Origin of the sequence: Micromonospora sp. 050-3, from assembly GCF_046549335.1 — a bacterium.
GTDB classification, from domain to species: domain Bacteria; phylum Actinomycetota; class Actinomycetes; order Mycobacteriales; family Micromonosporaceae; genus Micromonospora; species Micromonospora trifolii.
Window position 1 is genome coordinate 741,559 of the sequence record NZ_JAJPVX010000003.1, and the last position, 22,064, is coordinate 763,622.

The 22,064-nt window shown below is 69.9% G+C and carries 29 protein-coding genes; 11 read left to right on the forward strand and 18 right to left on the reverse strand.

The window, feature by feature from the left end; all coding sequences use genetic code 11:
* Window positions 1–23 precede the first annotated feature (23 nt).
* From ACLJOK_RS31455 to ACLJOK_RS31465, 3 genes are all read right to left on the reverse strand, one after another.
* Window positions 24–992 carry a carbohydrate ABC transporter permease gene (locus ACLJOK_RS31455; protein ID WP_410822107.1) on the reverse strand — a complete coding sequence of 323 codons (969 nt, stop codon included), beginning with the start codon at window positions 990–992 and terminating at the stop codon, window positions 24–26.
* Window position 993: 1 nt separating this feature from the next.
* Window positions 994–2,040: a carbohydrate ABC transporter permease gene (locus ACLJOK_RS31460; RefSeq protein WP_410822108.1), complete on the reverse strand. Its 1,047-nt coding sequence runs from the start codon at window positions 2,038–2,040 to the stop codon at window positions 994–996.
* A gap of 70 nt (window positions 2,041–2,110) precedes the next feature.
* Window positions 2,111–3,457, reverse strand: coding sequence for an ABC transporter substrate-binding protein (locus ACLJOK_RS31465; RefSeq protein ID WP_238678180.1), 1,347 nt, complete (start codon window positions 3,455–3,457; stop codon window positions 2,111–2,113).
* A 250-nt stretch (window positions 3,458–3,707) separates the two neighbouring features.
* Here ACLJOK_RS31465 and ACLJOK_RS31470 point away from each other — a divergent pair, with 250 nt between their 5' ends.
* Entirely contained in the window at window positions 3,708–4,481 is a 774-nt protein-coding gene (locus ACLJOK_RS31470) for a peptidoglycan DD-metalloendopeptidase family protein (RefSeq protein ID WP_410822109.1), read from the forward strand.
* 51 nt (window positions 4,482–4,532) lie between these two features.
* Here the strand turns inward: ACLJOK_RS31470 and ACLJOK_RS31475 are convergent, their stop codons facing one another.
* The 5 genes from ACLJOK_RS31475 to ACLJOK_RS31495 all read right to left on the reverse strand — a co-directional run bounded on the left by ACLJOK_RS31475 (window position 4,533) and on the right by ACLJOK_RS31495 (window position 7,081).
* Window positions 4,533–5,027, reverse strand: a complete 495-nt coding sequence (locus tag ACLJOK_RS31475; RefSeq protein ID WP_410822110.1) for a TspO/MBR family protein — start codon at window positions 5,025–5,027, stop codon at window positions 4,533–4,535.
* A gap of 171 nt (window positions 5,028–5,198) precedes the next feature.
* A complete protein-coding gene (locus tag ACLJOK_RS31480) occupies window positions 5,199–5,342 on the reverse strand; it encodes a GPGG-motif small membrane protein (RefSeq protein WP_007464364.1) in 144 nt (47 codons plus the stop codon).
* Window positions 5,333–6,109, reverse strand: a complete 777-nt coding sequence (locus tag ACLJOK_RS31485) for a metallophosphoesterase (RefSeq protein WP_091405690.1) — start codon at window positions 6,107–6,109, stop codon at window positions 5,333–5,335. Before ACLJOK_RS31485 ends, ACLJOK_RS31480 begins: the two co-directional genes overlap by 10 nt.
* Before the next feature lie 10 nt (window positions 6,110–6,119).
* Window positions 6,120–6,395, reverse strand: coding sequence for a hypothetical protein (locus ACLJOK_RS31490; protein WP_410822111.1), 276 nt, complete (start codon window positions 6,393–6,395; stop codon window positions 6,120–6,122).
* Window positions 6,392–7,081 (reverse strand): nucleotidyltransferase family protein, encoded by a 690-nt coding sequence (locus ACLJOK_RS31495; RefSeq protein ID WP_410822112.1) that lies wholly within the window; start codon window positions 7,079–7,081, stop codon window positions 6,392–6,394. The genes ACLJOK_RS31490 and ACLJOK_RS31495 overlap by 4 nt, the downstream gene beginning before the upstream one ends.
* Before the next feature lie 78 nt (window positions 7,082–7,159).
* Between ACLJOK_RS31495 and ACLJOK_RS31500 the strand changes: the two genes are divergently transcribed.
* Complete coding sequence (locus ACLJOK_RS31500; RefSeq protein WP_410822232.1) at window positions 7,160–7,828, forward strand: thymidylate kinase; 669 nt, start codon at window positions 7,160–7,162, stop codon at window positions 7,826–7,828.
* On the opposite strand, the gene ACLJOK_RS31505 is transcribed toward ACLJOK_RS31500, so the two are convergent.
* Window positions 7,813–8,505, reverse strand: a complete 693-nt coding sequence (locus tag ACLJOK_RS31505) for an SDR family NAD(P)-dependent oxidoreductase (RefSeq protein WP_410822113.1) — start codon at window positions 8,503–8,505, stop codon at window positions 7,813–7,815. The genes ACLJOK_RS31500 and ACLJOK_RS31505 overlap by 16 nt on opposite strands.
* Before the next feature lie 149 nt (window positions 8,506–8,654).
* On the opposite strand from ACLJOK_RS31505, the gene ACLJOK_RS31510 reads away from it, so the two are divergent.
* The 4 genes from ACLJOK_RS31510 to ACLJOK_RS31525 all read left to right on the forward strand — a co-directional run bounded on the left by ACLJOK_RS31510 (window position 8,655) and on the right by ACLJOK_RS31525 (window position 12,966).
* Entirely contained in the window at window positions 8,655–9,671 is a 1,017-nt protein-coding gene (locus ACLJOK_RS31510) for an NAD-dependent epimerase/dehydratase family protein (RefSeq protein WP_410822114.1), read from the forward strand.
* Between the two features lie 75 nt (window positions 9,672–9,746).
* Complete coding sequence (locus ACLJOK_RS31515; RefSeq protein WP_410822115.1) at window positions 9,747–10,661, forward strand: MurR/RpiR family transcriptional regulator; 915 nt, start codon at window positions 9,747–9,749, stop codon at window positions 10,659–10,661.
* The gene (murQ, locus tag ACLJOK_RS31520; protein ID WP_145789528.1) at window positions 10,658–11,599 is read left to right on the forward strand and encodes an N-acetylmuramic acid 6-phosphate etherase; all 942 of its coding nucleotides are present in this window, start codon (window positions 10,658–10,660) and stop codon (window positions 11,597–11,599) included. The genes ACLJOK_RS31515 and murQ overlap by 4 nt, the downstream gene beginning before the upstream one ends.
* Before the next feature lie 377 nt (window positions 11,600–11,976).
* Window positions 11,977–12,966: an RNA polymerase sigma factor RpoD/SigA gene (locus ACLJOK_RS31525; RefSeq protein WP_357554940.1), complete on the forward strand. Its 990-nt coding sequence runs from the start codon at window positions 11,977–11,979 to the stop codon at window positions 12,964–12,966.
* Between the two features lie 72 nt (window positions 12,967–13,038).
* Here ACLJOK_RS31525 and ACLJOK_RS31530 read toward each other — a convergent pair whose 3' ends face one another.
* Window positions 13,039–14,016, reverse strand: a complete 978-nt coding sequence (locus tag ACLJOK_RS31530; protein WP_410822116.1) for an NlpC/P60 family protein — start codon at window positions 14,014–14,016, stop codon at window positions 13,039–13,041.
* Window positions 14,017–14,515: 499 nt separating this feature from the next.
* Here ACLJOK_RS31530 and ACLJOK_RS31535 point away from each other — a divergent pair, with 499 nt between their 5' ends.
* Complete coding sequence (locus tag ACLJOK_RS31535) at window positions 14,516–15,037, forward strand: DUF6232 family protein (RefSeq protein WP_410822117.1); 522 nt, start codon at window positions 14,516–14,518, stop codon at window positions 15,035–15,037.
* A 51-nt stretch (window positions 15,038–15,088) separates the two neighbouring features.
* On the opposite strand, the gene ACLJOK_RS31540 is transcribed toward ACLJOK_RS31535, so the two are convergent.
* Entirely contained in the window at window positions 15,089–15,418 is a 330-nt protein-coding gene (locus ACLJOK_RS31540; RefSeq protein ID WP_354945497.1) for a DUF3817 domain-containing protein, read from the reverse strand.
* A 25-nt stretch (window positions 15,419–15,443) separates the two neighbouring features.
* Window positions 15,444–15,866 (reverse strand): hypothetical protein, encoded by a 423-nt coding sequence (locus ACLJOK_RS31545; protein ID WP_410822118.1) that lies wholly within the window; start codon window positions 15,864–15,866, stop codon window positions 15,444–15,446.
* A 131-nt stretch (window positions 15,867–15,997) separates the two neighbouring features.
* On the opposite strand from ACLJOK_RS31545, the gene ACLJOK_RS31550 reads away from it, so the two are divergent.
* The 3 genes from ACLJOK_RS31550 to ACLJOK_RS31560 are packed head-to-tail and all read left to right on the forward strand — an operon-like array spanning window position 15,998 to window position 17,273.
* Window positions 15,998–16,339 carry a DUF6158 family protein gene (locus ACLJOK_RS31550; protein ID WP_372471436.1) on the forward strand — a complete coding sequence of 114 codons (342 nt, stop codon included), beginning with the start codon at window positions 15,998–16,000 and terminating at the stop codon, window positions 16,337–16,339.
* Window positions 16,339–16,677, forward strand: coding sequence for an SRPBCC family protein (locus tag ACLJOK_RS31555; protein WP_238678168.1), 339 nt, complete (start codon window positions 16,339–16,341; stop codon window positions 16,675–16,677). Before ACLJOK_RS31550 ends, ACLJOK_RS31555 begins: the two co-directional genes overlap by 1 nt.
* Before the next feature lie 53 nt (window positions 16,678–16,730).
* Window positions 16,731–17,273: a DUF1360 domain-containing protein gene (locus ACLJOK_RS31560; protein ID WP_196919420.1), complete on the forward strand. Its 543-nt coding sequence runs from the start codon at window positions 16,731–16,733 to the stop codon at window positions 17,271–17,273.
* Between the two features lie 56 nt (window positions 17,274–17,329).
* On the opposite strand, the gene ACLJOK_RS31565 is transcribed toward ACLJOK_RS31560, so the two are convergent.
* The 5 genes from ACLJOK_RS31565 to ACLJOK_RS31585 form a co-directional block, all read right to left on the reverse strand.
* The gene (locus ACLJOK_RS31565; protein ID WP_238670449.1) at window positions 17,330–17,524 is read right to left on the reverse strand and encodes a hypothetical protein; all 195 of its coding nucleotides are present in this window, start codon (window positions 17,522–17,524) and stop codon (window positions 17,330–17,332) included.
* Window positions 17,525–17,546: 22 nt separating this feature from the next.
* Window positions 17,547–17,780 (reverse strand): hypothetical protein, encoded by a 234-nt coding sequence (locus ACLJOK_RS31570; protein ID WP_410822233.1) that lies wholly within the window; start codon window positions 17,778–17,780, stop codon window positions 17,547–17,549.
* A gap of 53 nt (window positions 17,781–17,833) precedes the next feature.
* Window positions 17,834–18,517, reverse strand: a complete 684-nt coding sequence (locus ACLJOK_RS31575; protein ID WP_410822119.1) for an SDR family NAD(P)-dependent oxidoreductase — start codon at window positions 18,515–18,517, stop codon at window positions 17,834–17,836.
* 102 nt (window positions 18,518–18,619) lie between these two features.
* Complete coding sequence (locus ACLJOK_RS31580) at window positions 18,620–19,471, reverse strand: helix-turn-helix domain-containing protein (RefSeq protein WP_410822234.1); 852 nt, start codon at window positions 19,469–19,471, stop codon at window positions 18,620–18,622.
* Window positions 19,472–19,761: 290 nt separating this feature from the next.
* Complete coding sequence (locus tag ACLJOK_RS31585) at window positions 19,762–20,856, reverse strand: 3-deoxy-7-phosphoheptulonate synthase (protein ID WP_091405633.1); 1,095 nt, start codon at window positions 20,854–20,856, stop codon at window positions 19,762–19,764.
* Between the two features lie 273 nt (window positions 20,857–21,129).
* Here ACLJOK_RS31585 and ACLJOK_RS31590 point away from each other — a divergent pair, with 273 nt between their 5' ends.
* Window positions 21,130–21,348 carry a hypothetical protein gene (locus ACLJOK_RS31590; RefSeq protein ID WP_410822120.1) on the forward strand — a complete coding sequence of 73 codons (219 nt, stop codon included), beginning with the start codon at window positions 21,130–21,132 and terminating at the stop codon, window positions 21,346–21,348.
* On the opposite strand, the gene ACLJOK_RS31595 is transcribed toward ACLJOK_RS31590, so the two are convergent.
* Window positions 21,315–22,052 (reverse strand): phosphodiesterase, encoded by a 738-nt coding sequence (locus tag ACLJOK_RS31595; RefSeq protein WP_410822121.1) that lies wholly within the window; start codon window positions 22,050–22,052, stop codon window positions 21,315–21,317. The genes ACLJOK_RS31590 and ACLJOK_RS31595 overlap by 34 nt on opposite strands.
* Window positions 22,053–22,064: the final 12 nt, after the last annotated feature.

The window sequence follows — 22,064 nt, forward strand, 5'->3', positions numbered from 1 at the left end:
GCCAGGCGGCGGCGGACGCGCGGTCAGCCCTTGACGCTGCCGGCGAGCAGACCTCGCACGAAGAAACGCTGCAGGGACAGGAACACGATGAGCGGTACGACGATGCTGACGAACGCGCCGGCAGTCAGGCGCTGCCACTCGTTGCCCCGGGTGCCGGCCATCTCGGCGAGCCGGACGGTGAGCGGAGCGGTCTCGTCGCCGCCGCCCGCGAAGATCAGCGCCACCAGCAGGTCGTTCCAGACCCAGAGGAACTGGAAGATGCCGAACGCCGCCAGCGCCGGGGTGATCAGCGGCAGCACGATGGTGCGGAAGATCTTCGGGTGGGTTGCCCCGTCGACCCGGGCCGCCTCCATCAGGTCACCCGGCAGTTGCGAGATGAAGTTGTGCAGCAGGAAGACGGCGAACGGAAGCGCGAAGCAGGTGTGCGCGAACCACACCTGGGCGAACTTCTGCTCGTCGACCAGGTCCCAGGCCGGCATCAGGGTGACGCCGCCGAGGCTGACCCCGGTGGAGAAGAACCTCAGCAGCGGCACCAGGGCCATCTGCAGCGGCACGATCTGCAACGCGAAGATCGCGATGTAGAGCCAGTCCCGGCCACGGAACTTGATCCACGCGAGCGCGTACGCGGCGAGGGACGCGAAGGCGAGCGGGAAGAGCACCGACGGGATGGTGATCGCCAGCGAGTTGATGAAGGAACCGGCGAGCTGCCCGGAGGACGCCGAACGCCCGAACAGGACCTGCTCGTAGTTCTCGAAGGTGAACTGCGGGTTGGTGAAGGCCGTCCACCAGCCGGTGGTCTTGATCTCGTCCTCCGGGCGGAGGGAGGAGACGAGTAGGCCGAAGGTCGGGATGGTCCAGACCACCGCGATGACGATTGAGACCAGCGTCGCGGTGCGGCTGTTCAACCGCTTGCGGACCCGGCCGGCCTTGGTGGTCGGGGTGCCGTCGGTCTTCTGGGTGCCGGCGGCGACGGTGGGCGTTGCGGTGGTCATCTCAGCCCTCCCGCTGTTGACGGAGGTTACGGATCTGGTAGATCACGACCGGGATGACCAGGATGAAGAGGAAGACCGCGAGCGCGGAACCCCGCCCGTTCTCGCTGTACCGGAACGCCTGGTTGTACATCTCGTTGGCGATCACGCTGGTGTCGTAGTTGCCGTTCGTCGAGGTCCGGACGATGTCGAAGACCTTGAGCGTGGCGATGGTGAGGGTCACCATCACGACGATCAGCGCCGGTCGGATGCTCGGCATGGTGATCTGCCAGAACATCTGCCACGGGCTGACCCCGTCGAGCCGGGCGGCTTCGACGATGTCGCCGGGAATCGCCTTGATCGCGGCGGAGAGCACCACCATGGCGAAACCGGCCTGGATCCAGATCATGATGACGATGAGCAGCAGCGTGTTCAGTGGCGATTCGAGCAGCCACTGCTTGGGCTCACCGCCCAGGCTGACCACGATCTGGTTGAGCAGACCGATCTGGTCGCCCTCACCTCGGTAGGCGTAGACGAACTTCCAGATGATGCTGGCGCCGACGAAGGAGATGGCCATCGGCAGGAAGATCAGCGACTTGGCCACGGCCTCCAACCGGGCCTTGTCCACCAGTACGGCGTAGATCAGGCCGAACCCGGTCGCCACCAGCGGGACCAGGAGCACCCAGATCAGGGTGTTGATCAGGACCCGGACGATCGCGTCGTCGGAGAACATCCAGCCGAAGTTGTCCAACCCCACCCACTCGGTGCTGTCCCTGTTCATCAGGGAGAGCAGCACGGTGCGGATGGCCGGCACGACCAGTCCGATGGTGAGCAGCAGCAGCGTCGGCAGCAGGAAGAAGATCGCGAAGATCCCCTCCCGCTGCTTGAGTCGCCGGGGAAGTGGAGCACCACTCGCCGAAGCGGCGACGAGCTGCGCCTCCCGCCGACGGGCGAACCAGGCCGGCACCACGTCGAGCAGCAGCAGCAGACCGCCCACCACCAACACGAAGGCAACCAGCCCGTACATCAGCATCAGGAACTTCGGCTGCTGATCGGCGAAGTCGAACTTCATCAACCCTCCCTTCCGGGTCCACCTCGGCCGGTGGCCCGGCCCGCGAACGCGGACCGGGCCACCGCCGGGATCACTTAGGCCAGCTGCTCTCGATGCCCTGGAGCACCGGGGCGGTCGCCTTGCCGTTCAGCCACTCGACCATGCCCTTCCAGAACGTTCCCGCGCCGACGGCGGCCGGCATCAGGTCGGATCCGTCGAAGCGGAAGGTGCCCGTCTTGTCCTGGAGGATCTGGACGGAGAGCTTGTCGATCGGGCTGGCGACGTTGGCGATGTCCAGCTTGTTGTTCGCCGTGACCCAGTTGCCGAGCTTCGCGCGGCTGTTCACGTACTCAGCCGAGACGAGGTAGGTCTGCACGGCCTGGACCTCGGGACGGTCGGCGTAGCCGACGACGAACTCGCCCGCGCCCAGCACCGGCTTGCCCTTGGCCGGGTCGATGGCCGGGAAATAGAAGGCGAACGCGTCGCCGTCCTCGGCCACCTTGGTGCCCTCGGGGAACTGGTTGGCGTAGAACGACGCCTGTCGGTGCATCGCGCACTTGCCGGTGGTCACCGGCAGGCCCGCCTCCTGGAAGGCGGTGGTGGTGATGCTCTTGACGCCGCCGAAGCCGCCGTTGACGTACTTGTCGTTCTTGAGGATGCTGCCGGCGCGGTCGACCGCGTCGACGATCTTCGGGTCGTTGAACGGGATGGCGTGGGTGGTCCACTGGTCGTAGACCTCGGGACCCTGCGTACGCAGGACCACGTCCTCGATCCAGTCGGTGGCCGGCCAGCCGGTGGCGTCACCGGACTCGACGCCCGCGCACCACGGCTTGGTGCCGCTGGCGGCGATCTTGTCGCTCAGGGCGATGAGCTGGTCCCAGGTGGTCGGAACCTCCCAGCCCTTCTCCTTGAACGTCTTCGGCGAGTACCAGACGAAGGACTTCACGTTGGCGCCGAGCGGCACGCCGTAGAGCGTCCCGTTCACGGTGCCGTACTTCAGCCAGTCGGCCGGCATGTTCTGCTCGGCGAGGGCCTTGGTGTCGGCGCCGAGGGACTTCAGCTTGCCGGCGTCCGCGAAACGCTTCACCAGGCCCGGCTGCGGCACGAAGGCGATGTCGGGGGCGTTGCCACCGTCGACCCGGACGGGGAGCTGCGCCTCGAACTCGCCGCTGCCCTCGTAGTCGATCTCGATGCCGGTGCACTCGGTGAACTGCGACCAGGACCGCTCGAGCAGGTCGGCCTCGGCGTCACGGATGGACGCGTAGATGGAGACCTTCTTGCCGTCGTGGCCCTCGTACTTGTCGTATGCGGCGCACTCCGCGGAGCCCGCATTGCTGCTCTTCTTGTCGTCGCCGGTACCGCAGGCGGTGGCGCTGAGCGCCAGCCCGAGTACACCGGCGATCACGAAGGCCTGGCGTGGTCTGGTAAAGACCGCCATGCCGTCCTCCTTCCTAGCCGGCGCGGTCGTGCTGGTGACCTGTCGCCGGTCCGATTGGGCGTGCACACATGTAAGCGCTTGCATCCGGCCCGGTCCACCCCCTGTCAGACACGAGCGAGTAACAATCCGGAAACCTGCGGGCTGCCTGGTGGGCACGCTCCCGGGACAAGCTGGGGACTCTTTCGAAGATTGACGATATCTGTCAGGCTAGGCACACCGGATCGAAGGTTTTCGACATAGGAGGAGCTGTATGCGAAAGCGGTGGATCAGCCTGCTGGTGACGGGTCTCTTCGTCGGGGGAGCGCTGGTGCCGGCGACTCCGGCCCTGGCCGCGCCGACCTTCAAGGTGCCGTTCCCGTGCGGCCAGTCCTGGTCCGGGCAGACCCGGTCGGACCACAGCCCGGCGTACGCCGTCGACTTCAACCGCACCGACGACAACGGCGACCCGGTGGTCGCCAGCGCCCCCGGCACTGTCGACCGGGTGACCGACCTCGGTGGCACCAGCTACGGCAAATACGTCCGGATCAACCACGGCGGCGGTTACAGCACCTACTACGCGCACCTCAACGGCTTCAACGTCTCGGTCGGGCAGACGGTCGGGTACGGCAAGGTGCTCGGCTGGGTCGGCAGCACCGGAGGCTCGACCGGCCCACACCTGCACTACGAGCAGCGCCTCAACGGCGCCGACATCCAGGTCCGCTTCAACGGCACCCTGGGGCTGTACTGGGGCACCAAGAGCTACACCAGTGACAACGGGTGCTCCTCGGGCAGCGGCAACGGCACTGTCGACACCAGCGGCACGCCGCTGACCGTCCGCTCCGGCCCCGGCACCGGTTACGCCTCGGTGGGCACCGTCGCCGACGGCACCCGGGTGACCATCGCCTGCCAGACCAGCGGCACCACTGTCACCGGCACCTACGGCACCAGCTCGATCTGGGACCGGATCGGCTCCGGCCGCTACATCGCCGACGCGTACGTGTACACCGGGCACGACGGCTACATCCCCGGCGTGCCCCGCTGCTGACCCGGCTCCGGCCACGGTCCCCGGCGGCCACCGCCGCCGGGGACCGGTCGGTCAGTTGTTCAGCTGCCAGATCGACAGGTTCAGCGCGGCGGCGAAGGTGACCCAGGCCCAGTACGGCAGCATCAGTGCCGCCGCCACCCGGGACACCCGGGCGAACAGCACCACGGTCAGGCCGATGGCCAGCCACATCAGCACGATCTCGGCGAACGCCAGCCCGTACTGCCCCGCGCCGAAGAACAGCGGGGTCCAGATCGCGTTGAGCACCAGTTGGGCGGTCCACGCCCAGAGGGCGGGGGAGAAGCCGACCCGGCGCCACACCAGCCAGCCGGCCACCGCGATCAGCGCGTAGAGCAGCGACCAGACCGGGCCGAACAGCCACGAGGGCGGGGCCCAGCCGGGCTGTCGCAGGTTCGCGTACTCCTCGGTGGTGCCCTGCACGCCCAGCCCGCCGATCGCGGCGGCGACGAAGACCGCCGCCGCGAACCCGGCGAGGCCCCACCACGCTCGTCGCCCGGAGGTCGCCGGCGCGTCCTGAGATATCTCCATGGTCAAGATATTTCCTCTGTGGGTCGGCTCAAACCGCCGAGCGGGGGGGCGGTCCATGGGCCGGCCACCCACGAAAAAGCGCCGGGATCGCCACGGCCGGTGCTCCTGTCGGGAGGACGAAGCTCCGGTCGCGGCGACCCCGGCGGGTCCCGGTGTTAAGGAATACGAGCGCTAATTGAAGATGCTGACACCACCCGGGCCGACCAACAGCCCGACGACGATGAGGACGATGCCCCACAGGATCTGCCGGCGGAACAGCGCGAGGATGCCGGCGACCACGAGTACGACTGCGAGAATCCAGAGAATCAGCTCCATGACCTCTGACTACCCGACTGGCCGATTGGGGAAACCTGGTCGGTGTCGAGTTGATCGCCAACGTGAAAGACGCTGTACGCCTGCTTGATCACCGGGTGCGCGACGTTGCGGACGCGTACCCCACCGGGGGTCGTGCCGCGCTCGGTGCCGGCGTGCGCGTGGCCGTGCACGGCCAGCGCCGTGGGCGCCGAGTCGATCGCCTGCCCCAACTGGTACGACCCCAGGAAGGGGTAGATCTCCAACGGCTCGCCGGCCAGTGTGTCCGGCACCGGCGAGTAGTGGGTGAGCGCGACAAGCATGTCGCAGTCCAGCGAGCGCAGCGCCGCACCGAGACGGTCCGCGCTGTCGGTGGTGGTCCGCACGAAGGCCTTCATCTCCGGCTCGCCGAAGTCACTGGCGCACCGCCCGGCGAACCCGCCGCCGAAGCCCTTGACGCCGGCGATGCCGAGGCGGCCACCCGCGCAGTCCAGTACGACGCCGTTGCCCTCCAGCACTGTGATGCCCGCGTCCTCCAGCACCTTGACCACCTGTGGCACCTGGTCACACTGATGGTCGTGGTTGCCCAGCACCGTCACCACCGGTACGGCCAACCCACCGAACTCCTCTGCCACGCAGCGCGCCTCGGCCTCGGTGCCGTGCCGGGTCAGGTCCCCGGCCAGCAGCAGCACGTCGGCGCACTCCGGCAGCTCCTCCAACGCCGGTCGGAACCGGCCGACCACGTCCTCGTCCAGATGCACGTCGCCCACAGCGGCAATCCGGATCACCATGGAACCTCCCTCAGGGCAGTTGCTCGATCTCCGTGGGCGCCTGCGTGCGGATCACCCCGATGTCGCTGGTGACCGGCACGTCCGGGAAGCGCTCGGACACCAGACGCAGGATCTCCTCCCGCCGGTGCGGACTCTCCACCTCGCCGTAGAGCACCAGGGCACGTTCCCGTCGAACCACTGTGATCCCCTGTTCGGCGACGGCGGGGTCCTCGACGAGTAGCCGTTGGATCTCCGCCTCGACGTACTCGTCCGGTGGCCCGGCGCCGATGTCGCGATGGTGGGTCACGATGTCCCCTCTCCTGGCTGGGTGCCGGCGGCCGGCACCACCTCCAGCCGGTCCAGCAGCATCAGGAACGCCTCGGCGTACGGCGAGTGCTGCGTCTCCTTGCGTACCCGTTCCCAGTCAATCTGCTCCCGCAGCGAGCGGGCCAGCGGCAGACCGCGGGCGAAGTCGCAGTAGTGCTGGGAGAAGCTGAGCAGTTTGTGCACCATCAGTTGGCTGGCGGACAGCACCGGCATCTGAATCGCGTCCACCGGCCGGATGACAGTGTCGGCGAACGTCTCCTCGGTGACCGGCGTCTCGATCGGGCGGTGGATCAGGTCCACCATCCGGCCGTCGTCGAAGACCTTGACCAGCCAGTCCTCCGGTGGGCGCTCGGCGACGAAGCCGGCGGCCACCAGGGCCTCCAGTGCCTCCTCCACGTCGGCCTCCCGGATCAGGAAGTCGACGTCGTGATCGCTGGAGTGGCCCCCGTGGGCATAGACCGCGAAGCTGCCGCCCAGGGCGAACGGAATCTCGGACTGCTTGAGCACGGCGGCGACCTTCTTGAGGGTGTGCACCAGACTCTCGTCCCCGCGCTCAGCCATCTGGATTCCTCCGTCGTCGTGTTGGTGGACCGGCGGTTGGATTTCAAACTCCGGTACCCGGCATTCCGGTCGTCCACACCTGCTGGTGTCGCGGTCGGGCGTCATCAGGGACGAAGCACCACAAACCTCGCGGAGCAGGTGCGTGGGTCGGATAACCTGTGGAGAGTGGCCAGATCATCGGGGATGCGACGACGCAAGGCCCGATTGCGCACCGTCGCCCTGATCGGGATCGACGGTTCGGGCAAGACCACGCAGGCACACCGGTTGGCCGACGCGCTGACCGCCGCCGGACGCCCCGCCACCTACCGCCGCAACGCCAGTGGTCGCCGCTGGCTCGGCCGGCTCGCCCACCGTCTCGGCCGGCCGGACGCGCAACGGCTCGTCGGTCGCGACGGCGTGCTGGCCGTGGAGTCGGTGCTGCGCTGGCTGGCCATCGCCATCGCCTTGATCAGCTGTCTGCTCACCGGCCGGACGGCGGTGATGGACCGCTACTCGGCCTGCCAGTACGCGAGCATCCGGGCGCACGGCGGGCAGCGCTGGGAGCGGCTCGCCCGGGCCGGCTACCGGCTGTTCCCGACGCCGCAGGTGACCTTCCTGCTCGCCCTTGACCCGGCGGAGGCGTACCGGCGCATCGAGGAACGCGGCACCGACCACGAGACGATGGGGTGGCTGACCGCCGCCGACACCGCCTACCGGACACTGCCCGAGTACCCCAGCTTCGTGCTGGTGGACGCGGGCCGCCCGGCCGAGGAGGTGACCGAGCAGATTCAGGCGCACCTGGAGACCTGGCTACCGCCGTCCGCCTCGGGCGAAGAGGACCTCGGCCCGGTGGTGGCTCAGGCCCGCCCGTAGACCGGCACTGTGGCGCCACTGGTCGGGGCTGACTCGGCCGACGCGAGGAACCGGATCACCGGCGCGATCTCGTCCGGGCTCACCCAGCGGGAATGGTCGGCGTCCGGCTGGGCCGCCCGGTTCGTCGGGGTGTCGATGACGCTGGGCAGAACCGTGTTGCAGCGCACGTTCTGCGACCGGTACTCCACAGCTACCGCGTTGGCGAACGCCAGCACCGCCGCCTTTGCCGTCGAGTAGCCGGCCGCGCCACGGAAGGGGGCGACCGCCGCGCGGGCCGAGACGCAGACCACCGCGCCGCCGCCGGACGCCACCAGGTGCGGGAGCGCGGCCTGGGTGACCAGGTAGGTCGGCCGCAGGTTGACGGTGAGCATCCGCTCGAACTCCTCGACCGGGGTCTCGTGCACCAACCCGCCGCTGGCGTACCCCCCGACGAGGTTGACCACCGCGCGCAGCGGCGCCGCCGGTTCGCCGGCCGCAGCCTCGACCGCCTGCGCCGCGCCCGCCGGCTCGCCCAGGTCCGCGACCACCCGGACCAGTCCGTCCGCCGCCGGCTCCGACCCGGGCCGGGCTTTCCGCTCCGGTACGACCACCCGCCAGCCCGCCTCGACGAACGCGGTGACGACAGCCCCGCCGAGCCCACCGGAACCCCCGGTAACCAAAACGCTGCGCTCTCCCATGAGCCCACGCTAGTGCCCCCCGCGCTCCTGCGTCGATCATGAAGTTGTTGCCGTGACACGCCGATCGGAGTGGCGACAACTTCATGATCGCGGTCTGCCGTGGGCAGATTGGTTGGGTTGTTCGGGCCTTGGGGGCGCAGGATCGGCGGATGCGGATCCTCATTCTCGGTGGCACCCAGTTCCTCGGGCGGGCGACGGCCCGGCTCGCCGTCGAGCAGGGTCACGACGTGACCTGCGCGGCCCGGGGGGTGTCCGGCACCGTGCCCGCCGGGGTGCGCTTCGTGGTGGCCGACCGCGATGACCCGGACTCGCTCGTTCCGCTCGCCGACGCGGGCTTCGACGCCGTGGTCGACGTGACCCGCCAGATCAGCCACGCCCGGCACGCGCTGGCCGCGCTCGCCGACCACGTCGGCCACTGGTCGTTCGTGTCGACGATCTCGGTGTACGCGGACCACACCACGCCGGGCCAGACCGCTGCGGACGCGCCGATCCTGGCGCCGGCCCCGCCGGACGTGGACGGTCCGATCGGCCCGGATCACCGCTGGTACGGCGAGTGCAAGGTGAGCATCGAGGAGTTGGTCCGGGAGCGGGTGGGCGTGGACCGTTCGTTCATCTGCCGGGCGGGCCTGATCGTCGGCGCGGAGGATCCGAGCGACCGTTTCCCGTACTGGGTGCGGCGGCTGTCGGCCGGTGGCGAGGTGCTGGCCCCCGGGCACCCGACCGATCGGGTGCAGTTCGTGGACGTCGCCGATCTGGCCCGTTGGTTGCTGCACGCCGCCGGCACCCGCCTCCAAGGCACGTACGACGGCACCGGTCCGGCGATGTCCCGGGCCGACCTGTTGGCCGGTGTGGCCGCCGGGCTGGGTGTCGCCGATGCGGCCCTCACCTGGGTCGACCAGGAGTTCCTGCTCTCCCACGACGTACGCGAGTGGTCGGGGGAGCGGGCGCTGCCGCTCTGGGTGCGACTGCCGGAGACCGCTGGCCTGATGGACCGGGACGTCCGACCGGCCCTGGACGCCGGTCTGACGGTCCGTCCGCTGGCCGACACCGTTCGGGCGACCGCGTCCTGGATGGCCGCACACCCGGCGACCGTCCGGCATGGTGGACTCGACCCGGCGGATGAGGCGGCGATCCTGGGGAAGTGGCAGGCTGTGCGGGACCGGTGATCCCGGCGATCAAACTTTCCCCCACCTCGGACAGTCATAGTTGACGCTCACGCCTGGTGAAAGTAAGTTTCATCCGTGGCGAAGAGTGCGAAGATTTCTGCGAGTCACGAGCCCGGTGGGCTGATCGTCCACATCAGCGGGCTGTTGCCATCGCTGTCGCCCGCCGAGCAGCGGGTCGCCCGGCTGGTCGTCTCCGACCCGGCGGCCGCCGCCCGGAGGACAATCACCGACCTCGCCACCGCAGCCGAGACATCCGAGGCGACAGTCATCCGGTTCTGCCGTTCGGTGGGCATGGACGGTTACCCCCAGCTGCGCATCCGCCTCGCCGCCGAGGCCGCCCGCCGGATCGAGCCGCCGGACGCCCGAGTGGTCGGCGGTGACATCCCGCCCGGCGCCGATCTCGCGCAGATCATCGCCACCATCGCGTTCAACGACGCCCGCGCCGTCGAGGAGACCGCCGAGCAACTCGACCCCGCCGTCTGCGAGCAGGTGGTCGAGGCGATCAGCGGTGCCGCCCGGATCGACATCTACGGCGCCGGCGCCAGCGGGTTCGTCGCCTCGGACTTCCAGCAGAAGCTGCACCGCATCGGCCGGATCGCCTTCTATTTCCCGGACGTGCACACCGCGCTGACCTCGGCCGCCCTCCTGGGCCGGGGAGACGTGGCGATCGGCATCTCGCACACCGGCACCACCTCCGACGTGATCGAGGTGCTGGAGCAGGCCCGTACCCGCGGTGCCGCGACAGTGGCACTGACCAACTTCCCGCGCTCGCCGATCACCGACGTGGCGGACTTCGTGTTGACCACGGCGGCCCGGGAGACCACCTACCGCTCCGGCGCGACGGCCAGCCGGCTGGCCCAGCTCACAGTTGTCGACTGCCTCTTCGTCGGGGTGGCCGCCCGCAACCGGGCCCGGGCCCGCAAGGCCCTGGAGGCGACCGCCGAGGCGGTCCAGTCGCACCGGGTGGGTGCCAACCGGAGGCGGGCATGACGGCCGGTGCGGAGATGCCCGCACGGCCCGCTCGCCCCACGGTCCGGGTGGGCGCCCCCACCGAACGGCGTAACCCGCTCAGCGTCGACCTCGACCTGATGTCGACCCGGGACGTGCTCACCGTGATCAACGAGGCGGACCGGCGGGTGCCCGCGGCGGTCGCCGCGGTGCTCGACGAGATCGCCACCACCGTCGACCTGGCGGTCGCGGCGCTTCGCGGCGGTCACCGGGTGCACTACTTCGGGGCCGGCACCTCCGGCCGGCTGGGCGTGCTCGACGCGGCCGAACTGGCCCCCACCTTCAACTCGCCGCGACACTGGTTCTGCGCGCACCTCGCGGGCGGCCCGGACGCCATGTGGCGGGCCGTCGAGGATGCTGAGGACGACGATCGGGGCGGCGCGGTCGAAGCCGCCAGTTGTGTACGGGCCGGGGACCTGGTGGTTGGTCTGGCGGCCAGCGGTCGCACCCCGTACGTCCTCGGGGCGCTTGCCTCGGCCCGCGCCAAGGGCGCCTCGACGGTGCTGCTCTGCGCCAATCCGGAGGCAGAGGCCGCCCGGTCGGTTGACGTGTTCATCGGGGTGGACACCGGACCCGAGGTGGTCACCGGGTCGACCCGGATGAAGGCGGGCACAGCACAGAAGTTGGTGCTCAACACGTTCTCGACCGCCGTCATGGTGCGCCTGGGGCGGGTCTACTCGAACCTCATGATCGATATGGTGGCCACCAACGCGAAACTCCGCGGACGAATGATCTCGATTCTGGTCGAGGCCACCGGTTGCTCGGAGGAGCTCTCCCGGCAGGCTCTCACCGAGGCTGACGGGGACCTGAAGACGGCGCTCGTCGCCCTCGTCTCGGGCGCTGAGATCGACGCTGCCCGGGCCGCGCTGGCGCGCTCGGCCGATCAGGTGCGCGGCGCCCTCGCCCTGCTCGCCTCCTAGCGCCCCCCGGCCCCGGGAAGCGAATGGACCCTCGGATTGTTCATCTGGCCGGGGGGTAATAACACCCCCGTGAATGAACCGAGCGGCTCACCGGTGCGTATCTGGCAGTGACCAGGATCGCATCGCAGTGGTGACCCGGGTCGCTGTGCCCCCACGGCGGGCGGTGTTGCCATGGTGCGTAACCCGTTCGTGGTGCCCAGTGGCGAGCCACCCGATGGGGTGCTGACAGCAAACATGGACCGTGCTCTCAGGTACTACTCAGGCATTCGTGACACTTTCGACTCACGACGAGGAATCCCCGACACGTCTCATCTGTTGTGTAGGTGTCAGCACCGATGGGCACAGCAGAAGTTACCAGGGGCTGACAGGTGTGGGGAATGGCAAGGAACCGGGCAACCGGCGCGAGCGAGGGGACCGTGGGCAACGTGGACAAGAACATCGGCATGCGAACCGACGAGGTTGCCGAGGAGCGCGACCTGGTCGGCGTCTACCTGCACGAGATCTCCCGGACGCCACTGCTGGACGCCGCCAAGGAGGTCGATCTCTCCAAGGCGATCGAGGCCGGCCTCTACGCCGAGCACCTGCTCGGTGAGGAAGCCGTTCCCGCCGGTGTCGACCGGGCCGACCTGGAATGGCTGGTCGTCGAGGGGGAGCGGGCGAAGGACCTCTTCATCCGCGCCAACCTCCGACTGGTCGTGTCGATCGCTCGGCGCTACGTGCGCTCGGGGATGCCCATGCTGGACCTGATCCAGGAGGGCAACACCGGCCTCGTCCGGGCGGTCGAGAAGTTCGACTACGAGCGTGGCTACAAGTTCTCCACCTACGCCACCTGGTGGATCCGGCAGGCGATCAGCCGGGCGATCGCCCAGCAGGAGCGCACCGTCCGTCTTCCGGTGCACCTGGTGGAGGACGTCAACCGGATGCGCAACGTGGCCCGGCAGTTGACCCGCGAGCTGGGCGCCGACCCGGAGCCTGAGCAGATCGCGGCATCCCTCGGCGTCACCGTCGAGCGGGTGAATGAGCTGCGCCGCTGGTCGCAGGACACGGTCTCGCTGGACACCCCGGTGGGCGACGACGGCGACACGAACCTCGGTGACCTGGTCGCCGACAGTGACGCGCCGTCGCCGGAGGACATCGTCCTCAGCGGCCTGGAGCGGCAGCGCATCGAGGGGCTGCTCAACCACCTCGACGACCGGTCCGCCGGCATCATGCGCGCCCGCTACGGGCTGGAGGACGGCCGGGAGCACTCGCTCACCGAGGTCGCGTCCCGGTTCTCGCTGTCCCGCGAGCGGATCCGGCAGCTGGAGATCCAGGCCCTCGGCCGGCTCCGTGAGCTGGCCCGGGCCGAGGGGCTGCAAGCGGCCTGAGCTGGTAGTAATAACGGCGAACGGCCGGCGTCCGATAGGGGGACGCCGGCCGTTCGCCGTTACCGATCGTGGTTAGCGGACCCGGCCGTAACCCTGGATCGACATCATGTTCATGCCACGCTTGAGCACGTTGCGACCGGCGCTGGGAGCGTCGATCACCTGACCGTCGCCCACGTAGAGGGCGACGTGCCCGAGCCCGCTGTAGAAGACCAGGTCGCCGGGGCGTAGCTCGCCCCGCCCGATGTGGGCGACAGCGCTCCACTGCATCCTGGTGTTGTGCGGCAGGGACTTCCCGGCCGCCCGCCAGGCCGCCGAGGTCAGACCGGAACAGTCGTAGCCGTTCGGCCCGTCGGCCGCCCAGATGTACGGCTTGCCGATCGCGCCGAACGCGTAACGCACAGCTGTGCCGGCAGCACCGGACACGGCGGGCACGTTCTTGGCCTCGGTCGTCGCCGCCTTGGGCTCGGGTTGCTCGGTGGCGGCCCCGTACGCCTGCCGGCGCAGCTCGTAGAGCTTGGCCAGGTCCTGCTCGATCTGCTTCTTACCGGCGGCGAGCTGACGAGCCTGTGCGGCCTGCCGGGTCAATGTCGCGCTTAGGCGGGCCTTCTCGTCCAGCAGTCGCTGCTGGTCGGCCGTGAAGCCGGAGATGCGCTCCTGCCGCTGGCGGGCCAACTGCTCGATGGCGCCGAGTCGGTCCAGCAGTGCGGCCGAGCCGCCGGGACGCAGTAGGGCGTCCGCGGTGCGCAGGCCGCCACTCTTGTACGCGGTGGAGGCAAGCTCCGCCACGTCGGCCCGGCTCTGCTCGACCTGCTGTTCGAGCGGGCCGATGCGGGTCTGTAATCGGGCCACGGCGGCCTCGTTTGCCTTGATCTCCTCACGCAGCTTGTTGTAGGACTCGACGACCCGCTCCAACTCTGCCGAGGACGTCTCGATCCGGCGGGTCAGGTCGGCGGGGGACGGCTCGGCCTGGGCCACCGCCGTCGGAGCGATCAGCGCGGCCGACATGCCGACCAGCGCCACGGTGCGCAGCAGATTTCTCAGGGATGACAAGAGCGGAAGGCCCCTCTCCCACGGCCGCCGGGGCTGCTGACGCCCTCGACGACACCGGCCGGGGCCATCCGGGCGGACGGCACTGAGCCGGACCGGCTAGCCCAACCTAACCCGGGACGGATGTCGCTCGCAGTTGAAGCAGGGGTCAAAGTTGGGAGAGTTGCGCATCGGGCACCTGGGCTGGGTGGCGCCATCGTGGCTGATGACGCCTGCGAACGAGGGAACATCGCCCTTTTCGCGGCCTACTGGCGGATATACGACTTTCGTCGTTCCGGGCGTATGCCGCCGGATTCCTGGCCGCGATAACCGATAAAAGCTGAAATGGATGCTGTTTCTCGGCGATGTCACCCGGCCGTGGCGAGCTGTCGGGACCCGGTAAATGCCCAGGTCGACTGGCGGTGCCGCAACACAATGAAGTCCGGAGCCGGGAATCCCGTCGACAGGCAGCGATGAATCGCCTTCGGGTCCACTCGGCCAACCGTCCCCTTCGGGAGGAACCGTGAATCGTGAAGGCGCACAGACGCGACCGCCGCGAACGGTGCCGGGCGCTCGGTCGACCCTGCTGTACGCGCGGCCCGGCATCATCGTGACCGTCGACCGGTTCACCGCCGGTCGGAACAGTTACCGGGTCGCCGACCTGACCCATCTGCGTACCACCCGGGGTCCGCACGACCGGATCGCCGTCCGGGCCGTCGTCATCACCGCCAGCATGCTCGGCGGCGTGGGGGTGCTCCTCGGCTTCACCGGCGGTCTGCAACGCCTCACGGCCGAGGCGTACCTGATCCTCGGCGCGGTGTTCCTGCTCCCGGCCGCTCTGGCCCTGGTCGGCGATCGCTGGCGCCCACCGCCGCACGAACTCTGGGGGTGGTACCAGGGATCGGAGGTGCTGCTGTTCAGCGCCGACGACGAACGGCAGTTCGGCCAGGTCACCCGGTCGCTGCTGCGGGCCCGGGAGGTCAACCGCTACGGCAGTTGGGTCGACCCGCTCGCCTCAGCGGACCCGTGGCGGCCCAACCGCTGACCCGGTGGCGGTGGGCCGGATGCGTGCCGGCCCACCGGCCGTCGGGCAAGCTCAGCGTGCGACCGGCTCCGGAGCCCGTTCCGGCTGCGGCGCGGCCACCCAGGCGCTGACCCGGCGCTCGGCGTAGAACGAGACGAACGGCACGGTGCCGGCCAGCATCACCAGCAGCATCCGCTTCAGCGGCCAGTCGGCTCGGCGGCTCAGGTCGAACGCGGCCACCAGGTAGATCATGTAGAGGAAGCCGTGCGCCGGCCCGATCGTCTCCACGACGACCGGGTTGTCGAACGCGTACTTCAGTGGCATGCCGATCACGACCAGCAGGATCAGCACCACGCCCACGATCCAGGCGATCACGCGGTACCGGGTAAGGGCAGCGCCCACCTTCGTCCGTCCTTCCGAGCCCGGCTCAGCCGGGATAGTCACCGGGCCGGGCGCCCGGATTGGCGTTCAACCATGACAGGTAGTGGTTGTAGGCGGCCAGGTCGGTGTCCTCGACGACGTCGCCGGTGGCCGGCACCCGGGACACCCGCACCGGTCGGCGTACCGCCGGTCGGGACCCGTCGGTGACCGCCGGTGCCGGCTCGACGGCCGGATCTTCTGGCGGCGCGTCGGCCTCCGTCGCCCTGCGGCGGGCCAGCTTCACCTCACGCCACCAGACGTAGACCACGAAGCCGGCGAAGATCGGCCACTCGACCGCGTACCCCCAGCTCAGGCTGTTGCCGGCGGTGGCCCGGCTGATCTGCCACCAGCCCAGCCCGAGGAAGCTCACGACCAGCACGACCATGGCCACGTGGCGCGCGATCCACGCCGGGGTCCAGAGCCGCCTCATGACATTCAGGGTACCGGGGGCGTCACCGGTCTCCGACACCGTGTCGTAGTCGTCGCTTCGCCGGCTTGGTTTGGCATCACCACGCCTGGGCAATCGTCTAGACGCCAGCCCAAACGAGATCAAGGGGGGCGATCATGACCGGATCGGTACGTGAGGACGGCTTTGCGTCCAGCGGCAGTGCGGAGATGAGCCCGGAGCAGCGGGTGCCCGAGTGGGGCGGCGACCAGCTCGCCGACCCGGCCGGCGCTCCCGGCCTCGACGGCGACCTGCTCGGCATCGACCCGACGGAGCTGACCGACGAGGACCTGATCCGCGAGATGCACAGCCTGCACCGCACCCGCCTGGACACCCTGCGGCACGCGGCGGACTCGGCACTCGCGAACCACCTGCGGCGCACGGCGGAGCTGGAGACCGAGTACCTGGCCCGCCACCCGGGCCGCGAGGTCGATCCCAGCCGCCTGCGGGACGCGTGATGCCGGCGCGCGCCGTGCGCGGCATGTCCGCGCCACCCGAGGTGGTCTTCAGCACCGCCACCGACCCCGACCGGGCCTCGGCCTGGCTGCCGGAGCCGCTGCGCGGAGACGGCAGCCCCGCCGCGGAGATCAGCGGCGAGGAGCTGCGCGCCCGCTGGGGTGACGGCGACGCCGACGACTGGTCCGCCGAGATCCGGGTGGAGCCGGCGGATTCCGGCGGCGCCCGGATCCAGCTCGACCTGGCCGACGGGTCCGGGGGGCCCGGTCCGGATCAGCTGGCCGACGAGGCGCTCACCAACCTGGCACGCGAGGTCGCCGACAACCTCCAGGCCGGCTGAGCCGACCACGCGGGACGCCGTTCCCACACCACCACGACATGTGAGGAGATCGGGTGAGCGACACTGGCCTGCGACAGAAGGCGGCCCGGCTGCGCCGGGCGTACGCGCCGCACGAGCACCGGCCGCTCGGCGGCTACCTGGTGGCGATGGGCGCCTACGCCGGGGTGACAGGGGCTCTCGCCGGCCTGGTCAAGGCGACCGGCCGGCCGGTGCCGGAACGTCCCGCGCCGTCCGACGTGGTGCTGCTCTCCATCGCCACGCACAAGCTGAGCCGGTTGCTGTCCAAGGACGCGGTGACCAGCCCGCTGCGGGCGCCGTTCACCCGCTACGACCGACCGATCGGCAGCGGCGAGGTGATGGAGCAGGTCCGCGACTCGGGCAGCCCGACCCGGCACGCCATCGGCGAGCTGCTGAGCTGCCCGTTCTGCCTGGCGGTCTGGGTGGCAACCGGGCTGACCGGTGGCCTGGTGCTCGCGCCCCGGCTCACCCGCCTGGTGGCCACGGCGCTGACGGCGGTCGCCGCGTCCGACTTCCTCCAGATGGCGTACGCGACGGCGCAGCAGGCCGCCGAGGGTGGGCACCACGACGACGACTGACGAGCAGGACACGAAAAGGGGGGCCGGCAGACGCCGGCCCCCCTCTCTCGTACGCCTCAACGTTGCATGCCGGACCAGCCGTGCGGCGACTCCGGCTCCCGTTCGTCCTCGTCCGCCCCGGTGATGATGTCCCGATCCACCGCCGTGCGGTCGTGCTCGTTGGCGAAGTCCGGCTCGGGCGTGGTGTCCCTGCCCTTCGGGGGCTGACCCAGCGCCGGCACCTTCTCGTCGTGGTCCTCGTGGTTTGTCATGTCGGTGTCCCTTCTGCCTCACTCATCCGAGGGAGCCGCCCAGCAGGTCGCTGGCCTCGTCCACCGAGTACTCACCCTCGGGGAGCGCGTCGATGCGGGCGAGCAGGTCCGGCGGCAGTTCGGCGGCCACCGCCCGGCGGTAGATCTCCCCCTGTTCGACCCGCTCCTGCGCCCGGAAGACGTCGTCGAGGAGGTCGTCGAGGGCCTGGGTGCCCGGCTCGCCGGCCACGGATGCGTCGTCGGTCACGTCGATCAGCTACCCGGGGCGGAATCGGTCAAACGTCACGCCGACGGCCGACGTACGGGGCCTCACCAGGGCAGTGCCCCTGCTTCGTCCTGGAAGGTCCCCGTCGGCCCGGTCGGCTCAAGGGTCGCCAGGCGTACGACCTGTCGGGCGCTCTCCTCGGCCGGTCGACCGATCCCGAAGGGCGCGGTCATGTCGGTGGCGGTGGTGCCCGGTTCGAGGGCATTGAACTTGATGCCCGGCTGCGACTTGGCGTACTGGACGGTCAGCATGGTGGCCGCGGTCTTGGAGGCCGAGTACAACGCGAGCGACATGCCGAACTCCGGTCGCTCAGGATTGTTCACCGCCCAGAACGATCCGGCGCTGCTGGAGATGGTGACGACGTTGGGATTCGAGGACTTGCGCAGCAGGGGCAGCGCCGCCTCCGTGACGCGCACGATTCCCACAGCGTTGGTGTCGAAGGATCGCAGCGCGGCGGGGCCGTCGAGCCCGGTCTCCAGAATGCCCGCGTTGTGTACCAGGACGTCGAGTCGGCCCTCGGCCGCGTCGATCGTGGCCAGTGCGGTGCGCACGGACACGTCGTCGGTGACGTCGAGCTGGACGAATCGCGCTCCGAGCGCCGCGGCGGCCTGCTCGCCCCGCTCGACGTCACGCGCGCCGATGTAGACGACATGCCCCAGTTCCAGAAGCTGCCTGGCGGTCTCGAAGCCGATGCCCTTGTTGGCCCCGGTGATCAATGTGACGGTCATGTCGCGAACGCTAGCCAGCGAGGGTCGACGTACCCGGAGCCCTCTTGAGACCGGGGTCTGACAGGACCCCCTCTGATCGCTCGAAACTGCCACCGGCAGATTTCAGGTCCTGGCGTGCTCGACCGCCTGTGGCTCGCGGATCGCGGGTAGGCCCGCGGAGGCGAGGAGGGTCAGCTTCTCCGCGTCGCTCGACCCGGCGTCGGGGTGGTAGACGACGAGCATCAGGCCATCCGCTCCGGCGATGCTCAGCCGTTCCCGATTGAGGGTCAGCTCCCCGACCTGCGGGTGATTGAGCCGAATCGGCGTTCCGCGCTGTCCACGTACTTCGTGACGCGCCCAGAGCTGACGAAATCGGGCGCTCGCCAACGAGAGCTCTCCGGTGAGTTCGATGAAGCGGGTGTCGTCTATGTCGGTGCCCACGGCCTGTCGCAGGTTCGCGACGAAGCACTCCGTCATGTTTTCCCAATCCGGGTGCATTGCCTGCTCGGCGGGGTTCAGGAACAGATCCCTGAGCTGATTCCCCCCTTCGGCGAGCCGTGGGGAGAGGGCTCTGGCGAGGCTGTTCGAGGCGAGGATGTCGAAATACCGTCCCTCGACGAAGGCGGGCTGGACGAGGGAGCCCAGGAGTTTGAGCGCACCGATTGGCACGGTTTCCTTGCGCTGTCGACGTCTGCGCTTTCGGGGAGTGTCAGCAACCAGCTTCAGCAGGTACGCCAGGTGCTCGTCGTCGAGTTGGAGGACGCGTGCGATGGACTCGAGCACCTGCACGGACGGGTTGCGGTCGCGGCCCCGCTCCAAGCGCAGGTAGTAGTCAGCGCTGACGCCGGCGAGCATGGCGACCTCCTCGCGGCGCAGGCCCGGAACACGGCGCACACCCCCCTCGGGGATGCCGGCCTGCTGCGGTGTCACCAGCGCCCTTCGAGCACTCAGAAACGCGCCAAGGTCGTTCGACATCTCGCTCACCAATCAATCGTATGACCGGGAAAGACGGGTGACGGGGGCCCTGTCGCACCCCCGGCTTGCGCCCCGGCCCACGTACAGACAGCGCCGCCCCCGGCCCTGTGGGCCGGGGGCGGCGCTGGTGTCGGTGTGCAGGTCGCCTCTCGGCGAGTGGCACTACGCGGCTCCAGCCGGACGGTATTCCGCGAAGGCTATTTAGGTGAGGCCCGGGGACACTGGACACACCGACACCCCTGACAACGAGCCGACCCCCGCTCGTGTTCCGTACGCAGTGGTGTCGGCGGTCACACAGTCGTCGGCAGCGTGGCCCGGCGGGCCCGCACCGCAGAGGCGAGGTGGTCGAGCACCTCGGCGGTGTCGTCCCAGCCCAGGCAGGCGTCGGTGACCGACCGGCCGTACTCCAGTTCCCGGGTCGGGTCGAGCTCCTGCCGGCCGGGCAGCAGGAAGGACTCCAGCATCACGCCGGTGATCCCACGCTGGCCGGCGGCCAGTTGGGCGGCCACGTCCGCGGCGACCAGCGGCTGGTTGCGGTGGTCCTTGCCGCTGTTGGCGTGACTGGCGTCGATTACCAACCGCTCCGGCAGGTCGGCGGCACGGAGCAGGTCGAGCGCCCCGGCGACCGACTCGGCGTCGTAGTTGGGTCGGCCACCCCCGCCGCGCAACACCAGGTGCCCGTCGGTGTTGCCCCGGGTGTGCATGATCGCCGGGGTGCCGGAGAAGTCGATGCCGGGGAAGACGTGCGGCACGCCGGCGGCGCGGATCGCGTCCACGGCCGTGCCGATGCTGCCGTCCGGGCGGTTCTTCATGCCGATCGGCATGGACAGGCCGGAGGCGAGCTGGCGGTGCACCTGGCTCTCCACGGTGCGGGCGCCGATCGCGCCCCAGGCCACCGTGTCCGCGATGTACTGCGGGGTGATCGGGTCGAGGAACTCGCAACCCACCGGCAGACCGAGGCGGAGCACGTCGAGCAGCAGCGCCCGAGCCAGCCGCAGACCGGTGTTGACGTCCCCGCTGCCGTCCAGGCCCGGGTCGTTGATCAGGCCCTTCCAACCGACGGTGGAGCGCGGCTTCTCGAAGTAGACCCGCATGACGATCAGCAGGTCGTCGGCGAGCCGGTCGGCTGCCGTCCGCAGACGCTGCGCGTAGTCGAGGGCGGCGGCCGGGTCATGCACCGAGCAGGGGCCGACCACCACCAGCAGGCGGTCGTCCTCGCGGTCCAGCACGCGACCGACCGCGCGGCGGCCGGTCAACACGGCCGACGCGAGCGGGGCGTCCAGGGGCAACTCGTGGTGCAGCAGGGCGGGCGTGGTCAGCGGCACGACGCGGTCGATCCGCTGATCGCTGACCCGATCGGTCTCCGGGGTCGTCACGGTGGGCATCCTTCCGCCGACCGTGCCCGGGGCCGGTGCCCGGGACGAGCCGGCTGCTCGTACGCAAAAGGGCAGGAACGACAGCTCCTGCCCAGCCGGCTCGGTCCGTGGTGACGTCAGTTCATGGTGAAGTCACCGGCGTGCGAGCCGGCTGCCTAAACCATCGATAGGAACGCGTCACCGGGCCAGCGTACCCGACCGGAGGCGGTCGCCCGTCCTGTCGTCCCAAGATGCGGGGCGAAGATCGCGTGCCGGGGGGGCGGTCGGGGTAACAGGGGTGCCATGACACACGAGCAGAGCGATCAGGACCGGGTGGAGTCCCGGGCGCACCACCTCCTGCCCGAGGAGAAGGCGGTGGGCAGCGACGACCCGGAGGCGCAGGCGGAGGCCATCCTCGCCGACTCCGACCTCCGCGCGGCGGACCAGAACGCCGCCCCGGACACGGTGCTGGAACGTCGTACCTCGGATCAGACAGTGGCGGCGGTCGAACCTCCGGACTGAGCGGTCACCCCACGGGCCCGCCGCGACCCCCGGTAGGTCTGGTCGCGCAGCCAGGCCAGCGGACCTGCCACCCGCAGCTCGGGTGGCAGGTTGCGCACCGGGTCGAACGCGAGCGCCGCGTCCTCCTCGGCGCTGAGCTGGGCACCGAGGCTGACCTGCCCGACCAGCCGCCAGGACCCCACCGCCGACGCGACCGCGAGCACCAGGCGCGGAGTGTCCGTCCGGGTCGCGGCGACCGCCGTGGCCAGGCTGCGACCGAGGTCGGCCGAGTCGGGGTCGGCCAGCGCGGCCAGCCAGAGGCGGCGTCGACCAGCGCGGTAGCACGTGATCGTGCTGTAGGTGCCGGTGAAGCGACGTCGGGGCAGCGGCAGGTTTCGCAGCACCGGGGCCGCGCCACTGGAGCTGACCAGCAGGTCGAACGGCCGGCCACCGTCGCCGTGCAGGCGCAGCGCGAGGCCCAGGACATCAGGCCAACTGCCGGGCGTGGGCGTTCCCTTGGAGAGCCGGACGGTGGTCCGGTACCGGCCGGGTTCGTCCAGCAGGGGGACCCCGGTGGGCGGTCCGGGCGTACCCCAGATCACCGTCTCGCCGACGAACGAGCGACCGGCCGGATGCAGCAGCCGGCCACGGCGCAGCCGGCCGAGTGCGATGCTGGCGCGTTCGACGGCGCTGGCGGCCCGGGACGGAGGTGGTGTGACGGTCATTGCTCTCCGGTA

Bases quoted from the DNA above. Each gene is read 5' to 3' on its own strand.
- ACLJOK_RS31455 (WP_410822107.1), bottom strand. From the start codon at position 992: ATGACCACCGCAACGCCCACCGTCGCCGCCGGCACCCAGAAGACCGAC.
- ACLJOK_RS31460 (WP_410822108.1), bottom strand. From the start codon at position 2,040: ATGAAGTTCGACTTCGCCGATCAGCAGCCGAAGTTCCTGATGCTGATG.
- ACLJOK_RS31465 (WP_238678180.1), bottom strand. From the start codon at position 3,457: ATGGCGGTCTTTACCAGACCACGCCAGGCCTTCGTGATCGCCGGTGTA.
- ACLJOK_RS31470 (WP_410822109.1), top strand. From the start codon at position 3,708: ATGCGAAAGCGGTGGATCAGCCTGCTGGTGACGGGTCTCTTCGTCGGG.
- ACLJOK_RS31475 (WP_410822110.1), bottom strand. From the start codon at position 5,027: ATGGAGATATCTCAGGACGCGCCGGCGACCTCCGGGCGACGAGCGTGG.
- ACLJOK_RS31480 (WP_007464364.1), bottom strand. From the start codon at position 5,342: ATGGAGCTGATTCTCTGGATTCTCGCAGTCGTACTCGTGGTCGCCGGC.
- ACLJOK_RS31485 (WP_091405690.1), bottom strand. From the start codon at position 6,109: ATGGTGATCCGGATTGCCGCTGTGGGCGACGTGCATCTGGACGAGGAC.
- ACLJOK_RS31495 (WP_410822112.1), bottom strand. From the start codon at position 7,081: ATGACGCCCGACCGCGACACCAGCAGGTGTGGACGACCGGAATGCCGG.
- ACLJOK_RS31500 (WP_410822232.1), top strand. From the start codon at position 7,160: ATGCGACGACGCAAGGCCCGATTGCGCACCGTCGCCCTGATCGGGATC.
- ACLJOK_RS31505 (WP_410822113.1), bottom strand. From the start codon at position 8,505: ATGGGAGAGCGCAGCGTTTTGGTTACCGGGGGTTCCGGTGGGCTCGGC.
- ACLJOK_RS31510 (WP_410822114.1), top strand. From the start codon at position 8,655: ATGCGGATCCTCATTCTCGGTGGCACCCAGTTCCTCGGGCGGGCGACG.
- murQ (WP_145789528.1), top strand. From the start codon at position 10,658: ATGACGGCCGGTGCGGAGATGCCCGCACGGCCCGCTCGCCCCACGGTC.
- ACLJOK_RS31525 (WP_357554940.1), top strand. From the start codon at position 11,977: ATGGCAAGGAACCGGGCAACCGGCGCGAGCGAGGGGACCGTGGGCAAC.
- ACLJOK_RS31545 (WP_410822118.1), bottom strand. From the start codon at position 15,866: ATGAGGCGGCTCTGGACCCCGGCGTGGATCGCGCGCCACGTGGCCATG.
- ACLJOK_RS31555 (WP_238678168.1), top strand. From the start codon at position 16,339: ATGCCGGCGCGCGCCGTGCGCGGCATGTCCGCGCCACCCGAGGTGGTC.
- ACLJOK_RS31565 (WP_238670449.1), bottom strand. From the start codon at position 17,524: ATGACAAACCACGAGGACCACGACGAGAAGGTGCCGGCGCTGGGTCAG.
- ACLJOK_RS31575 (WP_410822119.1), bottom strand. From the start codon at position 18,517: ATGACCGTCACATTGATCACCGGGGCCAACAAGGGCATCGGCTTCGAG.
- ACLJOK_RS31580 (WP_410822234.1), bottom strand. From the start codon at position 19,471: ATGTCGAACGACCTTGGCGCGTTTCTGAGTGCTCGAAGGGCGCTGGTG.
- ACLJOK_RS31585 (WP_091405633.1), bottom strand. From the start codon at position 20,856: ATGCCCACCGTGACGACCCCGGAGACCGATCGGGTCAGCGATCAGCGG.
- ACLJOK_RS31590 (WP_410822120.1), top strand. From the start codon at position 21,130: ATGACACACGAGCAGAGCGATCAGGACCGGGTGGAGTCCCGGGCGCAC.
- ACLJOK_RS31595 (WP_410822121.1), bottom strand. From the start codon at position 22,052: ATGACCGTCACACCACCTCCGTCCCGGGCCGCCAGCGCCGTCGAACGC.